The organism is Mesorhizobium sp. LNHC209A00, assembly GCF_000502915.1.
GTDB lineage: Bacteria > Pseudomonadota > Alphaproteobacteria > Rhizobiales > Rhizobiaceae > Mesorhizobium.
Map to the genome: position 1 here is coordinate 799,240 of NZ_AYWT01000002.1, position 18,377 is coordinate 817,616.

18 protein-coding genes, 1 tRNA gene and 1 pseudogene are annotated in these 18,377 nt (G+C 64.3%); 12 read left to right on the top strand and 8 right to left on the bottom strand.

Going from position 1 to position 18,377, the window contains the following annotated elements:
• Positions 1 to 28 precede the first annotated feature (28 nt).
• From X739_RS158745 to X739_RS158735, 3 genes are all read left to right on the top strand, one after another.
• The gene (locus X739_RS158745; protein ID WP_023793511.1) at positions 29 to 1,192 is read left to right on the top strand and encodes an ABC transporter substrate-binding protein; all 1,164 of its coding nucleotides are present in this window, start codon (positions 29 to 31) and stop codon (positions 1,190 to 1,192) included.
• A 288-nt stretch (positions 1,193 to 1,480) separates the two neighbouring features.
• Positions 1,481 to 2,572 (top strand): Gfo/Idh/MocA family oxidoreductase, encoded by a 1,092-nt coding sequence (locus X739_RS158740; RefSeq protein ID WP_023771914.1) that lies wholly within the window; start codon positions 1,481 to 1,483, stop codon positions 2,570 to 2,572.
• Between the two features lie 359 nt (positions 2,573 to 2,931).
• Positions 2,932 to 4,368 carry an amidase gene (locus tag X739_RS158735; RefSeq protein ID WP_023793514.1) on the top strand — a complete coding sequence of 479 codons (1,437 nt, stop codon included), beginning with the start codon at positions 2,932 to 2,934 and terminating at the stop codon, positions 4,366 to 4,368.
• A gap of 41 nt (positions 4,369 to 4,409) precedes the next feature.
• Here X739_RS158735 and X739_RS158730 read toward each other — a convergent pair whose 3' ends face one another.
• Entirely contained in the window at positions 4,410 to 5,654 is a 1,245-nt protein-coding gene (locus X739_RS158730) for a Xaa-Pro peptidase family protein (RefSeq protein ID WP_023793516.1), read from the bottom strand.
• A 69-nt stretch (positions 5,655 to 5,723) separates the two neighbouring features.
• The gene (locus X739_RS158725; protein ID WP_023782066.1) at positions 5,724 to 5,939 is read right to left on the bottom strand and encodes an invasion associated locus B family protein; all 216 of its coding nucleotides are present in this window, start codon (positions 5,937 to 5,939) and stop codon (positions 5,724 to 5,726) included.
• A 176-nt stretch (positions 5,940 to 6,115) separates the two neighbouring features.
• Here X739_RS158725 and X739_RS158720 point away from each other — a divergent pair, with 176 nt between their 5' ends.
• The 3 genes from X739_RS158720 (at position 6,116) to X739_RS158710 (ending at position 7,435) form a co-directional block, all read left to right on the top strand.
• Positions 6,116 to 6,316: a DUF2934 domain-containing protein gene (locus tag X739_RS158720; protein ID WP_031240359.1), complete on the top strand. Its 201-nt coding sequence runs from the start codon at positions 6,116 to 6,118 to the stop codon at positions 6,314 to 6,316.
• Between the two features lie 79 nt (positions 6,317 to 6,395).
• Positions 6,396 to 6,941, top strand: coding sequence for an outer membrane beta-barrel protein (locus X739_RS158715; protein ID WP_023793520.1), 546 nt, complete (start codon positions 6,396 to 6,398; stop codon positions 6,939 to 6,941).
• 200 nt (positions 6,942 to 7,141) lie between these two features.
• A complete protein-coding gene (locus X739_RS158710; RefSeq protein ID WP_198026130.1) occupies positions 7,142 to 7,435 on the top strand; it encodes an adenylate cyclase in 294 nt (97 codons plus the stop codon).
• Between the two features lie 94 nt (positions 7,436 to 7,529).
• Here X739_RS158710 and X739_RS158705 read toward each other — a convergent pair.
• Positions 7,530 to 7,604, bottom strand: a tRNA-Gly gene (locus X739_RS158705).
• A gap of 211 nt (positions 7,605 to 7,815) precedes the next feature.
• Between X739_RS158705 and X739_RS158700 the strand changes: the two genes are divergently transcribed.
• The 4 genes and pseudogenes from X739_RS158700 to X739_RS158690 all read left to right on the top strand — a co-directional run bounded on the left by X739_RS158700 (position 7,816) and on the right by X739_RS158690 (position 10,469).
• Complete coding sequence (locus tag X739_RS158700) at positions 7,816 to 8,313, top strand: prolyl-tRNA synthetase associated domain-containing protein (RefSeq protein WP_023771907.1); 498 nt, start codon at positions 7,816 to 7,818, stop codon at positions 8,311 to 8,313.
• 84 nt (positions 8,314 to 8,397) lie between these two features.
• Positions 8,398 to 9,367: pseudogene (locus X739_RS01000000165845) on the top strand (co-chaperone YbbN).
• A 106-nt stretch (positions 9,368 to 9,473) separates the two neighbouring features.
• Complete coding sequence (locus X739_RS158695) at positions 9,474 to 10,145, top strand: LON peptidase substrate-binding domain-containing protein (protein ID WP_023782074.1); 672 nt, start codon at positions 9,474 to 9,476, stop codon at positions 10,143 to 10,145.
• 84 nt (positions 10,146 to 10,229) lie between these two features.
• A complete protein-coding gene (locus X739_RS158690) occupies positions 10,230 to 10,469 on the top strand; it encodes a Trm112 family protein (protein ID WP_023793525.1) in 240 nt (79 codons plus the stop codon).
• Between the two features lie 81 nt (positions 10,470 to 10,550).
• On the opposite strand, the gene X739_RS158685 is transcribed toward X739_RS158690, so the two are convergent.
• The 4 genes from X739_RS158685 to ccmA form a co-directional block, all read right to left on the bottom strand.
• Positions 10,551 to 11,132 carry a DsbE family thiol:disulfide interchange protein gene (locus X739_RS158685; RefSeq protein WP_023793528.1) on the bottom strand — a complete coding sequence of 194 codons (582 nt, stop codon included), beginning with the start codon at positions 11,130 to 11,132 and terminating at the stop codon, positions 10,551 to 10,553.
• Entirely contained in the window at positions 11,129 to 11,296 is a 168-nt protein-coding gene (gene ccmD / locus X739_RS158680) for a heme exporter protein CcmD (protein WP_023774434.1), read from the bottom strand. The genes X739_RS158685 and ccmD overlap by 4 nt, the downstream gene beginning before the upstream one ends.
• Before the next feature lie 124 nt (positions 11,297 to 11,420).
• A complete protein-coding gene (gene ccmB / locus X739_RS158675; RefSeq protein WP_023782077.1) occupies positions 11,421 to 12,086 on the bottom strand; it encodes a heme exporter protein CcmB in 666 nt (221 codons plus the stop codon).
• Between the two features lie 49 nt (positions 12,087 to 12,135).
• A complete protein-coding gene (ccmA, locus tag X739_RS158670) occupies positions 12,136 to 12,744 on the bottom strand; it encodes a heme ABC exporter ATP-binding protein CcmA (protein WP_023793531.1) in 609 nt (202 codons plus the stop codon).
• A 284-nt stretch (positions 12,745 to 13,028) separates the two neighbouring features.
• Between ccmA and acnA the strand changes: the two genes are divergently transcribed.
• Both acnA and X739_RS158660 read left to right on the top strand, forming a co-directional pair.
• The gene (gene acnA, locus X739_RS158665; RefSeq protein WP_023774437.1) at positions 13,029 to 15,719 is read left to right on the top strand and encodes an aconitate hydratase AcnA; all 2,691 of its coding nucleotides are present in this window, start codon (positions 13,029 to 13,031) and stop codon (positions 15,717 to 15,719) included.
• Positions 15,720 to 16,111: 392 nt separating this feature from the next.
• A complete protein-coding gene (locus X739_RS158660) occupies positions 16,112 to 16,921 on the top strand; it encodes a thioredoxin family protein (protein WP_023774438.1) in 810 nt (269 codons plus the stop codon).
• Between the two features lie 54 nt (positions 16,922 to 16,975).
• Here the strand turns inward: X739_RS158660 and X739_RS158655 are convergent, their stop codons facing one another.
• Positions 16,976 to 18,361 carry an FAD-binding oxidoreductase gene (locus X739_RS158655; RefSeq protein WP_023782080.1) on the bottom strand — a complete coding sequence of 462 codons (1,386 nt, stop codon included), beginning with the start codon at positions 18,359 to 18,361 and terminating at the stop codon, positions 16,976 to 16,978.
• Positions 18,362 to 18,377 lie beyond the last annotated feature (16 nt).

Here is an 18,377-nt window from a genome sequence, read left to right on the forward strand (position 1 = left end):
AGACCAACAATCAACAAAGGGGAGTGCCATGACCAAGGATAATCTCATCCAACAGGCGGGAATGAGCCGCCGCACCTTCCTGCAGGTGACCGGCGCCGGGCTGGTGACGGCGACCGCGCTCGGCGCCACCGGCCTCAGGGCAAGGGCCGAGCCTTATGGAAAGTTCACCTGGATTTCGCCGCGCGGCACGCTCGAAGTGCTCGACGACTATCCCTACTGGGCGGCCAAGAAGGCCGGCTATTTCGACGGGCTGGACACCGACATGCAGCCGGGACCGTCCGACGGCACGGCGACGGTGAAGTTCGTCGATGTCGGCCAGGCCGATATGGGCTTTCCCTCGCCCGGCGTGTTTTCCTTCGCCATTCAGAACGGCATGAAGCTGAAGTCGGTGTTCCACATGGGCGCGCGCGACACGTTCAGCATTGCCTTCCGCAAGGGCGAGGGCTCGAACGATCTGAAGAAGCTCGAAGGCAAGACCATCCTGCTCGGCTCCGCCGCCTGGCAGTCGATCACCGATCCGCTGCTTGCCGCGCAAGGCGTCGATATCAAGAAGGTCAAATATGTAGAGGCCGGCTGGCCGACCTGGGGCACCGCGCTTGCCGGCGGCCAGGGCGACGCGGCGCTGTCATGGGAAGGGCTGCGCGCCGAATGGATCGCCAAGGGTCTCGACTTCGAATACTGGCTCGGCGTGAAGAACTCGAAGCTGCCGGCCAACACCTTCGTCGTGCGCGCCGCCGACCTCGAGGACCCCGACAAGAAGGCGTTCCTGGAAAAGTATCTGCGCGGCTGGGCGATGGGCCTTGAGTTTGGATATCAAAATCCACGCGCGGCGGTTGAAGCGGTGTTCGAGCAGTTCCCGACGCTGGCCAAGAACCTCGGACCGGAGCTCGGCACCACCTCGATCCTGCAGCAGATCAACGTCTTCCGCGGCGACATGGACAAGCGCGGCGGCTGGGGCTCTCACGACATGGCGAGCTGGCAGGGCTTCTTCGACGAGATCCACAAGATCGGCCAGATCACCAACCCGGTGAAGGCCGAGGATGTCTGCACCAACGACCTGATCCCGGCCGCCAACGACTTCGACAAGGCCAAGGTCAAGGCCGACGCCGACGGCGTCAAACTGTCGGAAGGCTTTGCCGCGCTCGATGTCGACAAGATCAAGGCGCACCTGTTCGATTCGGCGGTGAAGTAGGGCTGCGCAAATCGCATCCGAGATCTGTCGATGGCGGCGCCGCCCCTCATTGCCCTGCCGGGCATTTCTCCCCGTATAGCGACGGGGAGAAAGATGCTGTCATCAATGGTTTCGCCCATCTCCAATGTTTCCAGAAAGGCGCGGAGGTTGCGGCAAGCTCCCTTCTCCCCGCCTCTATACGGGGAGAAGGTGCCGGCAGGCGGATGAGGGGCAGCGCAAACGCGGGATGACCAACAAGGGCGGCAGCGCGCCGCCCACACGATCCAATCAAGAATTTGGGAGGCTGACATGGCCGACAAGGTAAAAGTACTGGTGGTGGGTCTCGGCAATATGGGTGCGTCGCACGCCAGCGCCTATCACCGCTCGGAGGGGTTTGAGATCGTCGGCATCATGAGCCGCTCGATCAAGAGCAACACGAAAATCCCGGCCGAACTCGCCGGTTATCCGCTCTACGAGGATTTCGATCTGGCGCTGAAGGAGACCAAGCCCGACGCGGTCTCGATCAACAGCTGGCCAAACACGCATGCCCAATACGCGCTGAAGGCGATCGCGGCGAACTGCCACGTGTTCATGGAAAAGCCTTTGGCCACCAACATCGAGGACGCCGAAAAGGTGGTGGCGGCCGCGCGTGCGAAAAACCGCAAGCTGGTGCTCGGCTACATCCTGCGCGTCCACCCCTCGTGGATCAAGTTCATCGAGGTCGGCAAGACGCTGGGCAAGCCGTTGGTCATGCGGCTCAACCTCAACCAGCAAAGCAGCGGCAGCGCCTGGCACTGGCACAAGAACCTGATCGATTCGCTGATCCCGATCGTCGATTGCGGCGTGCATTATGTCGACGTCATGTGCCAGCTGACCGGCGCCAAGCCGGTACGCGTGCATGGCATCGGCGCCAAACTGTGGGCCGAAGCCGACAAGCAGAATTACGGCCATCTGCATGTCACCTTCGATGACGGTTCGGTCGGCTGGTACGAGGCCGGCTGGGGCCCGATGATGAGCGAGACGGCCTATTTCGTGAAGGATGTCGTCGGCCCGAAAGGCGCGGTCTCGATCGTCGCCGGCCAGCAGGCGAGCAGCGCCGCCGAGTTGGCCGAAGTGTCGAACTCCGCCGACATCGACCGCCACACCAAGACCGACGCGCTGAAGATCCATTATGCCGCCGTCGACGGCGACAAGAATTTCAAAAAGCCCGACGAGATCGTCAGCATGGAGGACGAGCCCGGCCACCAGGAACTGTGCGACCGCGAGCAGGCGTTCTTCCTGCGCGCCATAAGCGAGGACCTCGATCTGACCGAGCAGATGGATGCCGCGGTCAACAGCCTGCGCATCGTGCTCGCGGCCGAACAGAGCATCGAGCTGGGACGGACGGTGGAACTGGCCTGACGTCATCCGGTTGCCGGCGCTGGAGGGCGCCGGCAGTGAACGTCGGCAGTGAGAACATTGGCGGGATTGGAGCCCCTGCAGGACAACCATCCCAAGTTTGCCCTGCCCCTCATTGCCCTGCCGGGCATTTCTCCCCGTACAGTGACGGGGAGAAAGACGCCGTCACCGACGACTTCGCCAACCTTTAAGGCCACAGGAGTGGCGCCGGGGTTGCGGCCGTCCTCCCTTCTCCCCGTCACTATACGGGGAGAAGGTGCCGGCAGGCGGATGAGGGGCGGTGCCAACATTGGCAAATGACCGAAGCGATGGCTCGGTCGCCTCGACGAGTGTCGAGGACAGGAGAATAGGGAGAGAGAGAGATGGTCACCGACAGTCTTTTGAAAACCTATGCCGAGTCCGACGCGCTTGGCCTCGCCGCGCTGGTCCGCGGCGGCCAGGTTTCGCCGGCGGAACTGGTCGAGGCGGCGATCACGCTAGTCGAGCGGTTGAACCCGTCGCTCAATGCGGTCATTCATCGCCTCTATGACATGGCGCGCGCGCAGGCCGCGACGGTCGACAGATCGGCACCCTTTGCCGGCGTACCATTCCTGCTCAAGGAACTGGCCTCGTCCTGGACAGGTGCGCCCAACACCAATTCCTGTTTCTACCTCAGAGATGTCGTCGCCGATTTCGACACCGAAGTCGTCCGCCGCATGAAGGCGGCGGGACTGGTGCTGGTCGGCAAGTCGAACGCGCCCGAAAATGGATGGTCGATCACGACGGAACCAAAACTCTACGGCACGACGAAAAACCCGTGGAAGGAGGGCATCACGCCAGGCGGATCGAGCGGCGGCGCGGCCTCGGCTGTCGCCTCGCGCATGGTGCCGATCGCGGAGGCCAGCGACGGCGCCGGCTCGATCCGCATCCCCGCCTCCTGCTGCGGGATCGTGGGCCTGAAACCGTCACGCGGCCGCGTCAGCCTGGCGCCGTTTGGCGACTATTGGTACGGCGGTGCCTACTTCCTCTGCTGCTCGCGCACGGTGCGCGACACGGCGGCCTATCTCGATGCGGTGGCCGGCGCCCTGCCCGGCGAGCCCTATACGCCGCCGGTGCCGGATGCCTCCTGGATTAGCCTGTCGGGGAGTGCGCCGAAAAACCTGCGCATCGGCTTCACAGTCACGCCGCCCAACGGCACCGCCATCGATCCGGAGGTGAAGGCGGCGGTGCTGGCGACCGTGGCCGCACTCGAGCGGTTGGGGCATCATGTCGAGGAGCACGACATGCCGCTCGATGCCAACGGCGTATGGGCGACCTACACCAACATGACCTGCGTGCAGACGGCGGCGACCTTCGACTACCTCGAAACGGTGATCGGCCGGCCGGTGACGTCAGGCGATGTCGAGGCGGTGACCTGGGCAATCATCGAGCGCGGCCGCGCCACCAGCGGGGTCGGGCACATCTCCGATGTCGAGCAGCTCCGGCAAGTCGGCCGCGATATTGTCGGCGACCTCGAGGCATATGATCTCTTCGTCACGCCCACCTTGACGCAACTGCCGCGCCCGTTCGGCTATTACGACATGTCGGAGACGGATATCGACCGCTACAACGCCAAATGGGCGGATGCAGTCTTTGCCTTCCCCTTCAACATCTCCGGCCAGCCGGCGATCTCGCTGCCGCTCGGCTGGTCGCAGGGCGGCGCGCCGGTCGGCGTGCAGCTTGTCGGCCGCTACGGCGACGAGGCGACGGTACTGGCGGCGTCGGCGCGGCTGGAACAGGAAATGCCATGGAAGGACAGGCGGCCGGCCGTGAGCGCTTAGTTCTTCACGCGCTCAGGTGACCACCGCCGCATGGTGCTGGCCTACCCAATCACTTCCAGCCGCCGCGGCAGCCGGTTCATCGCCACGGGGCCTTCCGGCGTGATCAGGAACTGGTCCTCGAGGTTGAAGCTGGCGAGGCCGTCGATGTAGAGCGGGATCTCGAAGGCCAGCACCATGCCGGCCTCGATGACGACCTCGCTGCCAGCCGATATGAACGGCCATTGCTCGGAAAAGACCGACTGTCCGACGCCGTGGCCGAAGTGGCCGCGGCGGTAGGAGCGCAGGCCTTGGCGCGCCAGGCTGTCGGTGGCGACGCGGTGGACATGGGCAAGCGTGTTCCCGGGAACAAGCTCGGCCAGCCCGTCGTCGAAGGCGCGCTCGGCAATGGCGTGCAGTTCAGCTTGATCGGCCGAAGGCGGGCCGAAGGTGAAGTTGCGCGACATGTCGGAGGCGTAGCCACCGACCGTACAGACCATGTCGCATTTCAGCGGATCGCCCGCCACGGCCCTGGCGTCGGCGCCCTTGGCCCGGGCGCCCAGCGTCACATATTCGGCCGTGATGACCGGATGGGACAAGCCGGCAGCCGCCGTGGCGACGCCCTGCCGGTAGAGCGCGACGAGATCGCTCTGGCGCATGCCGGCCATGGCATCCACCTGCAGCCGCTCCAGGCCTGCTTCCGACAGGATGATGCCTTGCCGCAGCAGGTCGATCTCGCGCTCCGACTTGACCGCGCGCAGCCGGTCCAGCACGGGCGAGCCGTCCACAGCAGGGCAATCCGGCAGCAGCGCCTGGATGGCGGCAAAATCGGCGGCGGGAATGAAGTCGAGGTCGAGGCCGAGCGTGGCACGCTGCAGCCCGAACTCGGTGAGGATTGCCTGCAACTGGCGCACCGAGCCGGCGAGGTCGAAGGTTGCGGGACGCGCGAAATCCGGCGCGCGGCCGAGCGAAGCCTGGCCAGCCTCGATACGCTCCGCCAAAGGCAGCCCTGCAGGTCCTGTCTCGACCGGCGCGGTTTCGATCCAGATCGGGTGCGAGCGCACGACCATCTCGGGCGCGGCGGTCCGCAGTTGCCTGGCATTGAAGTCCGCGACCACAACGCCGATCGGCAGGTCCTGTCTGGCCGGGACGACGACGAAGCCGGCGCCGGCGCGCCGGAACAGGCCGGCCGGGCCGATCGAAGCGCCGGTCGCATAATGGAAGGCCTCGGGCGCTGAGAGCACCAGCGCCGCGATGCCGGCGCGTTGCATCAACTGCGTGGCGCGCTGCCGGTCGACAAAACCCGTCATGAGGCTTCTCCGTATGCATGGAACCGGCAACGGAGCATCGCGGGCGCCGACAATCAAGCGACCGAAGGTCTACTTGATCGATTCCAGCTTGGTCAACGCGGCGCTGAAGCCGGCCAGCGACACCGGCATGGTGACCGGCTTGCGGGTGACGGATTCCATGCCGATGTTCAGATTGGTTCCCGGCTTCATCGCCTTGACGAGGTCCGGCGGCAGCGTCTTCTGTCCCTGGTCGATCTGGTAGCTGGCGCCGGACGGCAGGAACAGGCGACATCGCTTTTCGTCCATCCATCGCCGCAAGGGTTATGGCATGGCGCTGCTGCGCGATCAGATCGACGAGGCATGGTTAGCCGGCCCATCAATCCATGTGGAGAAGAACAAACCGGCGGGGACTCTACGCGTCCAATTGGAACATTTCAGGCGCTGTCCGGTTGCTTCCTCTGGATATCCATAGGAAGACGGCCATGGTGATCAGCCACGAAGAACGTGTCGCGCATATCAGCAAGCGGGCCCGCGAACTCTGGGAGCGGGAAGGCTTGATGCCCGACCGTGAGAAGGCCTGCTGGGACAAGGCGGTCGAGGAGTTCGAGTCCGGTCGGCTGACCGGCGGACGAAAGCAACCAGGCGCGGATGCCGCTGGCGACAGTTCGGGTACCAAATACTGACGCCCCGCTTTGTCGCGGAACGAGATCACCGGGGTTGCGGCTGGTGACGTGCCGGTCGCCAGGAGAGCCATTTACGCAAGTGGTGCGTCGGCAGGGCGCGGCAAACGGCGACATCACGGCAACCGACGCTCACATAGGCGCACAGTATCAGTGGAACCAGATCGTCCTGGGTGGCGAGGCGACGTGGACTGCCACGGGCATCAAAAAGACCATCGTCAGCCCCTATTTCCCAGACAGCGACACTGAAACCGGTAAAATCTCCAACTACGTTACAGCCGTTGGACGCATTGGTTATGCCTTCGATCGTGTGTTGATCTATGCAAAGGCCGGGTATGCCGGCGGCAAGGTCAAGTTCACGACTTGGGACAATGATGCTTTGGTCACATACGAGAAGAACGACTGGCAAAGCGGCTATGCCCTCGGCGCCGGGATCGACTATGCCATTACCGACAACCTATCTCTCGGCGTCGATTACACCCACATCGATCTTGGGTCCAAGACCAGCAGCGGCAATAACGTATTTGATGATGGCACAATCGGAGTGAACCCAGAGACGTATCGGACCGACGCCAAAGTGGATGCCGTCATGGCCCGCGTCACATACAAATTCGGGACGGGTCAGTAGCCCAGTCGAGCGGCGCAGGAATTTCCCGTGCACCCAACGGAAGGCGTGGGTTAGCCTGTGCGACAGGCCGGCGGCGCCCGACATCACAGATCCGTGATGCTCGGGATGAACGGCGTCCCGAAAAGCGTTTCAGTCTTGTTCGCCGGGTGCTCCCGAGACCGCGAGCGCCCTGAAATCAAACCGATTTTGGGAGAACAATGATGAAACATCACCTCTTCCCCATGGTACTGGGCTTGCTGATGACCTCCGCCGGCCTGGCTTCGGCTGCCAACGTCCACTCGGTAACGGGGACGAAAGGCCAACCCGATCAAACGATCGGCACCGCTCAGACAGGAAGTGTTACGCCGGGCAATGCCAGCACCGCGCCGGGTTCAGCCTTCAACCCGGACGGAAATGCGGGAACACATTACGCAGGTACCCAGCCGCAGAACTCCAAGAACCCGAAGAGCGTATCTCAGTACGACGTTGCCGGCTTCCAGCAGTCCCATAAGTGACGTCCGGCTCTTGGGCGGTCGAGGTTCAATCCGTCAAAAACGAAAAAGCCGCGGCGAACCGCGGCTTTTCGGTGCTTGATTTCCTGGAGGAAACTGGAGCGGGTGAAGCGATTCGAACGCTCGACCCCAACCTTGGCAAGGTTGTGCTCTACCCCTGAGCTACACCCGCTCACACGGCGTCTTGGCCGCAAGCCGGGCCTATATGGCTGAAGAGCGCGGCGATTGCAACAGGGAAATAGCAGGCTTTTTGCAACCTTCCGAGCGATGCCGGCAAACCGCCCGCGACGCGCCGATTTGATCGCCGCTTGCGCGACGGTCTTGTGTCGGCCGCCTCATTGGCCGTAAACGGCAAGGCCAAGAAACCGACGAAGAAGAGACCCATGCCGAAGACCGAAGCTGACCTGATGGCCTTTCTTGCCGAACTCGGCATCGCGGTTTCGACGATACGCCACCCGCCGCTCTATACGGTTGCCGATTCGCAGGCGCTGCGCGGGGAGATCGCCGGCGGGCACACCAAGAACCTGTTCCTGAAGGACAAGAAGGACAATTTCTTCCTGGTCACCGTCGGCGAGGACGCGGTCGTCGATCTCAAGCAGATACATCAGCTGATCGGCGCCGCCAGCCGGGTTTCGTTCGGCAAGCCGGAAATGCTGATCGAGCTGCTCGGCGTCACGCCGGGGGCGGTCACGGTCTTCGGCATCATCAACGACAGGGAAAACCGGGTCAGGCTGGTGCTCGACAAGGATCTGATGGACCATTCCGTCATCAATGCGCATCCACTGACCAACGAGGCGACGACATCGATCGCGGCCGCCGATCTCATCAGATTCGTCGAGGCAACCGGGCATGATGCTGCTATCTTGAAAGTCTCGGCATGATCGCCACATGGGTGGCAAAGCCGATTTCCAATTGAGACAGGGCGCCGGGCCACGGGCCGGCGGCGCGACCGAAAGGGTGACGAGATGAGCGACAACAATCCGTTTGGCGGATCATTCGGAAACAAGGGCGGCCAGTATGCCACCACGGTGCAGTATGGCGGAACCGAGCCCAAAGCCGGACTCGGCCAGGCGTCCGCGCCGCCAGCAGCCGCCCCCAACGCCGGCCCCGTCGCCGGCGACGTCATCAAGGACACGACGACCGCGGCCTTTGCCGCCGACGTCATCCAGGAATCGCGCCGCCAGCCCGTGCTGGTCGATTTCTGGGCGCCGTGGTGCGGACCGTGCAAGCAGCTCACCCCGCAGCTGGAAAAGGCGGTCAAGGCCGCCGGCGGCAGGGTCAAGCTGGTCAAGATGAACATCGACGACCATCCCTCGATCGCCGGCCAGCTCGGCATTCAGTCGATTCCGGCGGTCATCGCCTTCAAGGACGGCCAGCCGGTCGACGGCTTCATGGGCGCCATNCGCGCCGCCGGTGGCCGAGGCGCTGGCCGCGGCGACGGAGGCGCGCGACGCCGGCGACATGCAGACCGCGGCCGACATCTACGATACCATCCTGGCACAGGCGCCGGAAACGGTCGAGGCGATTGGCGGGCTGGGCGACCTGTTGTTCGAGGCCGGCGACACCGAGGGTGCCGAGGCGCTCCTGGCAACGGCGCCGGAGGCCAAGAAGGATGCACCGCCGCTGGCCGCCCTGCGTGCCAAGATCGCGCTGGCCGCGCAGGCGGCGGCGCTGGGCAATCCGGCCGAGTTCGAGCGGCGGCTTGCGGAAAACCCCAAGGACCATCAAGCCCGTTTCGACCTGGCCATGATCCAGAACGCCATGGGCGATCGCACGGCAGCCGCCGACAATCTGCTGGCCATCATCAAGGCCGACCGGAGCTGGAACGAGGATGGCGCCAGGACGCAGTTGCTGCAGCTGTTCGAGGCCTGGGGCATGACCGACGAGGCGACGCTTGCGGCGCGCCGCAAATTGTCGGCATTGCTGTTTTCCTGAGCCGCTCATGGTTGTTTTGTCGCAAGGGCTTGCGGCGCAAGGCCTGAGCCCCAGATAGGACAGGGCAGGATTGACGCTTCGCGAGGGAAGCGATCGGAGGAACGAGGTGCAAGCGGGAAACGCGCATTACCGGCTCGCCAAGGATCTGCCGTCGACGATCCCGCTCTTTCCGCTCGAAGGCGCGCTGCTGCTGCCGGGCGGCCGCATGCCGCTCAACATCTTCGAGCCGCGCTACCTGCAGATGGTGGACGAGGCGGTCGGCGGCTCGCGGCTCGTCGGCGTCATCCAGCCCGGCCTCAATGGCGCATTGCGCGAGGATGGCGAGCCGGAGCTTTGCAGCGTCGGCTGCATCGGTCGCATCATCGCCTTTTCCGAGACCGGCGACGGTCGCTACCTGATCTCGTTGCAAGGCGTGTGCCGGTTCCGCGTCGCCCACGAGCTGACGGTCAAGACGCCCTTCCGCCAGGCGAAGCCGGCGCCCTTCCTCGCCGATCTCGACGAGGAGCAGGCGGCTAATGAAATCGACCGGCCGGCGCTGCTCAGAGCCTTTCGCGCCTATCTGCAGGCCAATGATCTGGAAGCCGACTGGGAAAGCGTCAGCCGCGCGGAAAACGCCATGCTGGTCAACGCGCTGTCGATGATGGCGCCCTACGGACCGGCCGAGAAGCAGGCATTGCTCGAGGCCGCGGACCTGAAAACCAGGGCCGAAACGCTGATCGCCATCACCGAGATGACGCTGGCGCGCGAGAATGAGGATTTTGGCTCGAGCCTGCAGTAGGGATGCGTCGATATTCAGCCGCCCTGCAAATGACGGCCTGACTGATTTCCTGACATGCTGGGCGTGAAACCGGAAGGGGACCCAATGGCGGATGGGCGCGACGGAAAGAAGACCAATGTTGACCCCAAGCTGCTGGAACTCCTGGCCTGCCCGCTGACCAAGGGGCCGCTGGCCTGGGATCCCGAGCGCGGCGAGCTGGTCTCGCGGGTCGCCAAGCTCGCTTATCCGGTGCGCGACGGCATCCCGATCATGCTGCCCTCGGAAGCGAGGGTGCTCTCGGCCGAGGATGTGCTGTCGCCGCCACGATCAGGTGGGCCGAATTGAGGTGGCGCGGAGCGGTCCGCTCCGCTTCAACCATAAACGTATACAAACCAAGGGATATCCTGGGGTTTTCGCGCCATCGCCTCAGTTCGGCATGGCCAGCGCCTTGTCGATCTGCGGCAGGAGAAGCTCCCTGGTGGACTCTGGCGTCAGCGGGCCGACATGCTTGTAGGCTATCTTGCCATTCTTGCCGATGACGAAGGTTTCCGGCACGCCATAGACACCCCAGTCGATCGCCGTGCGGCCGGCTTCGTCGACGCCGATCGCCTGGAACGGATTGCCGAGGTCGCCGAGGAAGCGGCGGGCGTTTTCCGGCCGGTCCTTGTAGTTTAGTGCCGCCATCGCGAACCTTTTGTCCTGCGCCAGCGCGAGAAGCACCGGGTGCTCTTCCCGGCACGGCGCGCACCAGGACGCAAAGACGTTGACCAGCGTGACCTTGCCGGCGAAGGCTTTCGAATCGAGCCCGGGCAAATTGCTGCCCTCCAGGGGCGGCAGGTTGGTCCGCGGCGCCGGCAGGCCGATGAGCGCCGACGGCACTTCCGAGGCATCGCGTCCCGACAAAAGCTGCGACAGGAACAGTCCGGCCAGTCCGAGGAAGACCAGCAGCGGCAAATATACGAAAAGGCGGCGACGGGGCGGCGTCGGCGTTTCCGTCCCTGTGCTCATGGCTTGGCTGCCTTGTCGGAACGGCGGCGCACGCCGGCCGCCTCGAGTTCGGCGAGTTCGCGCTTGCGCGCCCGCTGGTCGATGAGTATCCAGCCGATCAGCCCGGCCAGTGCCACGGCGGTGATCGCGTAGGCCGCCGCGACGTAGAGCGCATGCGCGCTCATGCGCGCCGCTCCATCGCCAGTTCCAGCCGGGTCTTTCCGCCTCGTTCGATCATGTCTTCCCTTAGCCGCGCGCCGGCGGCTCCGCAATCGGCCGCCACGCCGCAGCCTTCAGAGCTCTTGCGCCTCAATCCGTGCCGTGGCGCAGCGCCAGCGCCGCGGCGGTCGGCCCCAGGACGCCAAGAAACAGCGTCAGCGCGGCAAGAATGAGGAAGGGCTGCAGGAACGGATCGGGATTGGCCGTCGCGCCATAGCTCGCCGAAACGCCGAAGATCAGCACCGGTATGGTCAGCGGCAGCACCAGCACCGAGATCAAGAGGCCGCCACGCGGCAGCGCCACCGCCACCGCGGCGCCCACGGCACCGATGAAGGTGATGGCCGGCGTGCCGACCAGCAGCGTCAGCGCCGTGGCGCCCATGGCCAACGGTTCCATGTTCATGAACAGGCCGAGCAGTGGGGCCGCGACCACCAGCGGCAGGACGCTGCCCGCCCAATGCGCGACGCACTTCACCAGCACCGTCAGCGCCAGCATGTGCCGGTCGTTGCCGAGCACCAGGAGATCGAGCGAACCGTCCTCGCGGTCGGCCTGGAACAGCCGGTCGAGGCCGAGCAGGCAGGCAAGCAGCGCGCCGATCCACAGGATCGCCGGACCGATGCGGGCCAAAAGCTTGAGATCCGGCCCAACGCCGAAAGGGATGGTGGCGATGACGGCGAGGAAGAAAATTACGCCGGTCAGCGCGCCGCCGCCGGCACGGATCGAGAGGCGGATGTCGCGTAGGAAGAGCGACCACATTACGATGTGGTCCCTTGTTGAAGAAGGGGGGCGCCGTAGGGGGCAGTCATCAAAAGGCCTCCCCCATCACCAACTCTTTCGCCGCCGCCAATCCCAGCGGCAGATGCGTCGCCGCCACGAGCATCCCGCCTTCCTCGCAATGCTCGCGCATCAGCCTTGCAAATCGCGCCTCCGAAGCCTTGTCCAGCCCTGCCGTCGGCTCGTCGAGCAGCCACAGCGGCCGATGGCTGACCAAGAGTTTCGCGATCGCCGCGCGGCGTCTTTGCCCGGTCGAAAGATAGCCGAACGGCAAATGGCCGATGCCGCTGAGCCCGACCGTTGCCAGAGCCTCCTCCACATCGAGCCGGCCTTCGCCATGGAACTCCCGCCAGAAGCGCAAATTCTCGGTCACGCTCAGCGCCGCCTTCATCGCGTTCTGGTGGCCGAGATAGTGGCAGGCCGAGCCGATCGAGGGGAACTCGTCGCCGCCGCCCTCGAGCAGCAGACGGCCTTCGGTTTTCGGCAGCAGGCCGGCGACCACCATGAGCAAGGTCGATTTGCCCGAGCCGTTCGGCCCGGTGACGACCAGGGCTTGGCCCTGATCGAGCACAATGCCGATGCCGGAGAAAACCGGCTCGCCGCCGCGTTCGCCGCCCAGATTTTCGGCGATAAGCCGCATCCCTCGCCTGCCCTGAAATCAATGTTTCGCGAACGCTGCCGCATCGCACAAATTTGCTCTGCAACTGTCTAGAACTATTCCACAAAATTCTCTATATGCGGGGCATCCGTGCCAGCGGTCGGCGCGGGAACAGAATTAGCGCCGAACCAGCGCACGCGCCGCCTTGAACGGCTCGGGTTGCTTGGGAACGGACAGCGGAAATGGCCGTACCCGCACCTTTGCGCGTGATTGCATGCCATCGGCGTCCGTTCCCTTTCAGGCTGAACAGACAGGACGGATCGCACGTGTCAAAATCCCTCGACAGTTTCAATTGCCGCCGCACGCTGAAAGCGGGCGACGCCGAGTATGTCTATTTCGACCTCGTCGAAGCCGAGAAGAACGGCCTCACCGGCATTGCCCAGTTGCCCTATTCGATGAAGGTGCTGCTGGAAAACCTGCTGCGCAACGAGGACGGCCGGTCCGTCACCAAGGAGAGCATCCAGGCGGTGGCCGGCTGGCTGACCGACAAGGGCACCGCCGGCGTCGAGATCGCCTACCGCCCGGCCCGCGTGCTGATGCAGGATTTCACCGGCGTCCCGGCCGTGGTCGATCTCGCCGCCATGCGCGACGCCATGGCTTCGCTTGGGGGCGATCCGCAGAAGATCAACCCGCTGGTGCCGGTCGACCTCGTCATCGACCATTCCGTCATCGTCGACGAGTTCGGCACGCCGATGGCCTTCGCCCGCAATGTCGAGCTCGAATATGAGCGCAACGAAGAGCGCTACAAGTTCCTGAAATGGGGCCAGCAGGCATTCCGCAACTTCCGCGTCGTGCCGCCCGGCACCGGCATCTGCCACCAGGTCAATCTAGAATATCTCGGCCAGGTGGTGTGGACCAACACCGAGGACGGCGAAACCACCGCCTATCCCGACACCTGCGTCGGCACCGATTCGCACACCACCATGATCAACGGCCTTGGCGTGCTCGGCTGGGGCGTCGGCGGCATCGAGGCCGAGGCGGCCATGCTCGGCCAGCCGGTTTCCATGCTGCTGCCGGAAGTCATCGGCTTCCGCCTCACCGGCAAGCTCAAGGAGGGCGTCACCGCCACCGACCTCGTGCTCACCGTCACCCAGATGCTGCGCAAGAAGGGCGTCGTCGGCAAGTTCGTCGAGTTCTTCGGTCCTGGCCTGTCCAACATGACGCTGGCCGACCGTGCCACCATCGGCAACATGGCGCCCGAATATGGCGCCACCTGCGGTTTCTTCCCGGTCGACCAGGAAACCATCCGCTATCTCACAATGTCGGGCCGCAGCGAGGACCGCATCGCCCTGGTCGAGGCCTATTCCAAGGCGCAAGGCATGTGGCGCGAGTCCGGCTCCGCCGATCCGGTCTTCACCGACCTGCTGGAACTGGAACTGGACAGCGTCGTGCCGTCGATGGCCGGTCCCAAGCGCCCCGAGGGCCGTGTCGCGCTGGAAGGCATTCCGGCCGGTTTCGCCAAGGCGATGGACACCGAATACAAGAAGGCGGCGGAAATCTCCAAGCGCTACGCCGTCGAAGGCACCGACCATGACCTTGGCCATGGCGACGTCGTCATCGCCGCCATCACCTCGTGCACCAACACCTCGAACCCATCAGTGCTGATCGGTGCGGGCTTGCTTGCCCGCAACGCCAACCGCCTCGGTTTGAAGCAGAAGCCGTGGGTAAAAACCTCGCTGGCCCCCGGCAGCCAGGTGGTGGCGGAATATCTGGAAAAGTCGGGCCTGCAGAAGGAGCTCGACCAGATCGGCTTCAACCTAGTCGGCTTCGGCTGCACCACCTGCATTGGCAATTCCGGCCCGCTGCCGGCGCCGATCTCCAAAACCATCAACGACAAGGGTCTGATCGCTGCCGCGGTGCTCTCCGGCAACCGCAACTTCGAAGGCCGCGTCTCGCCCGACGTGCAGGCGAACTACCTGGCGTCGCCGCCGCTGGTCGTCGCCCACGCCTTGGCTGGAACAGTCACCAGGGACCTGACCACGGAGCCGCTCGGCGACGACAGGAACGGCAATCCGGTCTATCTCAAGGATATCTGGCCGAGCTCGGCGGAGATCCAGGAGTTCATCGAGAAGAACGTCACCCGCGAGCTGTTCGCCCGCAAATATGCCGACGTCTTCAAGGGCGACGAGTACTGGCAGAACGTCAAGGCGCCGGAAGGTCAGACCTATGCCTGGGACAACAATTCGACCTATGTGCAGAACCCGCCCTACTTCGCCGGCATGACCACGGGTTTCGGCAAGATCGGCGACATCAAGGGCGCCCGCGTGCTCGGCCTGTTCGGCGACAAGATCACCACCGACCACATCTCGCCGGCGGGTTCGATCAAGGCCGCCTCGCCGGCCGGCAAATACCTGACCGACCATGGCGTCGGCGTTGCCGATTTCAATCAGTACGGCACGCGGCGCGGCAACCATGAGGTGATGATGCGCGGCACCTTCGCCAACATCCGCATCCGCAACCACATGCTGGGCGAGAACGGCCGCGAGGGCGGCTACACCATCCACTATCCCAGCAAGGAAGAGGAATCGATCTACGACGCGGCGATGGAATACAAAAAGGAAGGGGTGCCGCTGGTCATCTTCGCCGGCGTCGAATACGGCAACGGCTCGTCGCGCGACTGGGCGGCAAAGGGCACCAACCTGCTTGGTGTCCGCGCCGTCATCGCCCAGTCCTTCGAGCGCATCCATCGTTCGAACCTGGTCGGCATGGGCGTCATCCCCTTCGTCTTCGAGGAAGGCACCTCATGGGCTTCCCTCAACCTCAAGGGCGACGAGCTGGTCGAGATCGACGGATTGAGCGCCATCAAGCCGCGCCAGACGATGACCGCCAAGATCACCTATGGCGACGGCACGGTGAAGAACGTGCCGATCATCTGCCGCATCGATACGCTGGATGAGCTCGACTACTTCAAGAACGGCGGCATCCTGCAGTACGTGCTGCGCGATCTGGCGGCCTAGAAAACAGTGAGTGGTGAGTAGGACGCAGGGACGCTCCTACTCACTACTCACTACTCACTACTCGCTATACCCCTGCCGCGGCGCGGACCAGCATGCCGCACAGTCCTGCCGGGATGAAGGCAAGGTCGTCAAAGCATTGACCGGCCAGGACCAAAGTCCAGGGCCGGTGCGTTGGCAATAGAGATAGATGGCGGTGAGGAGAACTTGCCGCATGGCGATGATGCCGCCGCACAATCGAACCACGCCTTGAAATGCAGCGGCTGCTCCTATTGCGGCCTTACCTCACGATTGCAGCGGTAAATTTCACCGCAACGTGACTTCCCGTTGACTTCCCGTTCTGCCACATATTTCGGCAAAGCAGAACAAAGCCGGCATCACCGGTGGGAATTGGAATGGTCATGGCCTCGCGACGATCATTGTGGCTGGCAGCCTTTGCGCTGGCCTTCTCGGTTTATGCCGGCGCTGGCCGTGCCAGCGAGCCCGAAACGGCCCAGGCCGAGAAACCCGACAGGCCGCTCGGCGTGGTCGAACTGTTCACCAGCCAGGGCTGCAGTTCCTGCCCCCCGGCGGACGCGTTCTTCGCCGAACTCGCCACGAGGCAAGACCTTGTCGCGCTCGCCTATCACGTCGACTACTGGGACTATCTCGGCTGGAAGGACACGCTGAGCCACAAGGAAAACACCGAGCGGCAATATGACTATATGCGCTATTTCAGCAGCCGTTCGGTCTATACGCCGCAGGCCGTCCTGAACGGCCGCATGCATGTCAACGGCGCCAATCGCGGTGAGGTCGACGGCGCGCTTGCCCGCATGGCCCGTGTCGGCGAAGGCATGCGTGTGCCCATCAAGGTCAGCCGCACCGGCGACCGGGTGATCATCGACGCAGGTGACGCCGGCGCCGGCCCGAACGACGCCCATGTCGTCATCGTCTATTTCGACGCGCCGCAGACTGTCAAGATCGGCCAGGGCGAGAACTCCGGCCGTAAGATGACCTATTGGAACGCGGTCACCGGGATCCAGACCGCCGGCATGTGGCATGGCATGGCGCAGCGATACGAATTGCCGCTGAGCGAGATCACCAAGAAAGGCGGCTGCGCCGTGCTTTTGCAGTCGGTCGGCAAGGATGGCCTGCCAGGCCCCATTCTGGGTGCGGCTTTCATCCACAAACCCGGATCCGAGACCTCCCTCGATCGTAAGCTGTAACGTCACGCGGTTCGGCGCAATGCCGGGCACCTGTGACCCAGCTCGCCCGGATGCTCAGTGTCCGGTCAGGCGATCGGCGAAAGCCGCAAGGCGTGAGGTCCGGTCCAAGCCGTTTGCTTCACGCCGGTCGGCGATGCGATAGAGCTGGTACATTGTATGCACGCCGAGCCAGCGCAGTGGTTCCGGTTCCCATTTCTTGACCGTGCGGTTGACCCAGGGCAGCCGGGTCAGCTCGGTGTCGTGGCCGAGCACGAGGTCGCGCAAGGTGCGGCCTGACAGGTTGGAACTGGAAACCCCGAGCCCGACATAGCCGCCGGCCCAGCCAATGCCGCTTTCCCGGTCGAAGCCTGAAGTGGTGCACCAGTCGCGCGGTACGCCAAGCGTCCCGCACCAGGCATGGTCGAGGCGCACGCCCTTGGTCCGCGGCAGCAACCTGGTCAGCACCTCGTGCAACTGGTCGATGGTCGCTTGCTGGGTCCGGCCGCGCACATCGGTGCGCGAACCGAAGCGGTAGGGCACGCCACGGCCGCCCATGGCTATGCGGCCTTCGCGCGTGCGCTGCGCGTAGCAATAAGTGTGGGCGGCATCGCCCAGCACCTCGTAACCGTTCCAGCCGATCTGATCCCACAGTTCTTGCGGCAGCTTCTCGGTCACCACGATGGCGCTGTTCAGCGGCAGCCAGAGACGCTCGTAGCCGGGGATGCCAGCCGTGAAGCCTTCGGTGGCGCGGACGATCTTCCCTGCCCGCACGATGCCTCTGCTGGTGGTGACCTTGCCCTTCTCGATCGCCAGCACCTGCGTCTGCTCGTAAATCGGCACGCCAAGCCGCGCGACAGCCGCCGCCAGGCCTTGCACCAGCTTGGCCGGCTGGACACGCGCGACGTTGCGTACGACGAAGGCGCCCAGCACCTTGTCTATGGCGATCCGCTGGCGCGCCTCCCGCGCATCGAGGAAGGCCAGCCGCTCCGGCGGCATCTCCCAGCCCAGCAGCTCCTCGTATTCGGCCTTGGCGCGCTGCAATTGTGCTGTGTTGGTGGCGACGGTGATGTTGTCGACACGGCGGATATCTGCGTCGATGCCTTCGGCTTCCGTCACCGCGATCACCTCATCGACCGTTCCGGACATGGCGCGCTGCATGTCGATCACCGCGCCGCGCGAGGAGGTCTTTGCGTATTTCTCACGCGACCAGCTGAAGCCGCCCGACAGCCAGCCACCATTGCGGCCCGACGCGCCGTAGCCGGCGAACTCCTTCTCGACGATGGCGATGCGCAGCGCAGGCCGCGCCTTCTTCAAATAATAGGCGGTCCACAGGCCGGTGTAACCGGCGCCGACGATGCAGACATCGGCCTCGATGTCGCCGGGCAAGGCCGGCCGATAGGCCGGCACCCCGCCGATATCCGCATACCAGAACGACACGTCGCCATTGTGCTTGGCTTGCATTTTTTTGAAATCCGTC

Excerpts from the sequence above, each read along its gene's own strand:
- X739_RS158745 (WP_023793511.1), top strand. The coding sequence starts at position 29 with ATGACCAAGGATAATCTCATCCAACAGGCGGGAATGAGCCGCCGCACC.
- X739_RS158740 (WP_023771914.1), top strand. The coding sequence starts at position 1,481 with ATGGCCGACAAGGTAAAAGTACTGGTGGTGGGTCTCGGCAATATGGGT.
- X739_RS158735 (WP_023793514.1), top strand. The coding sequence starts at position 2,932 with ATGGTCACCGACAGTCTTTTGAAAACCTATGCCGAGTCCGACGCGCTT.
- X739_RS158730 (WP_023793516.1), bottom strand. The coding sequence starts at position 5,654 with ATGACGGGTTTTGTCGACCGGCAGCGCGCCACGCAGTTGATGCAACGC.
- X739_RS158725 (WP_023782066.1), bottom strand. The coding sequence starts at position 5,939 with ATGGACGAAAAGCGATGTCGCCTGTTCCTGCCGTCCGGCGCCAGCTAC.
- X739_RS158720 (WP_031240359.1), top strand. The coding sequence starts at position 6,116 with ATGGTGATCAGCCACGAAGAACGTGTCGCGCATATCAGCAAGCGGGCC.
- X739_RS158710 (WP_198026130.1), top strand. The coding sequence starts at position 7,142 with ATGAAACATCACCTCTTCCCCATGGTACTGGGCTTGCTGATGACCTCC.
- X739_RS158700 (WP_023771907.1), top strand. The coding sequence starts at position 7,816 with ATGCCGAAGACCGAAGCTGACCTGATGGCCTTTCTTGCCGAACTCGGC.
- X739_RS158690 (WP_023793525.1), top strand. The coding sequence starts at position 10,230 with ATGGCGGATGGGCGCGACGGAAAGAAGACCAATGTTGACCCCAAGCTG.
- X739_RS158685 (WP_023793528.1), bottom strand. The coding sequence starts at position 11,132 with ATGAGCACAGGGACGGAAACGCCGACGCCGCCCCGTCGCCGCCTTTTC.
- ccmD (WP_023774434.1), bottom strand. The coding sequence starts at position 11,296 with ATGAGCGCGCATGCGCTCTACGTCGCGGCGGCCTACGCGATCACCGCC.
- ccmB (WP_023782077.1), bottom strand. The coding sequence starts at position 12,086 with ATGTGGTCGCTCTTCCTACGCGACATCCGCCTCTCGATCCGTGCCGGC.
- ccmA (WP_023793531.1), bottom strand. The coding sequence starts at position 12,744 with ATGCGGCTTATCGCCGAAAATCTGGGCGGCGAACGCGGCGGCGAGCCG.
- X739_RS158660 (WP_023774438.1), top strand. The coding sequence starts at position 16,112 with ATGGTCATGGCCTCGCGACGATCATTGTGGCTGGCAGCCTTTGCGCTG.
- X739_RS158655 (WP_023782080.1), bottom strand. The coding sequence starts at position 18,361 with ATGCAAGCCAAGCACAATGGCGACGTGTCGTTCTGGTATGCGGATATC.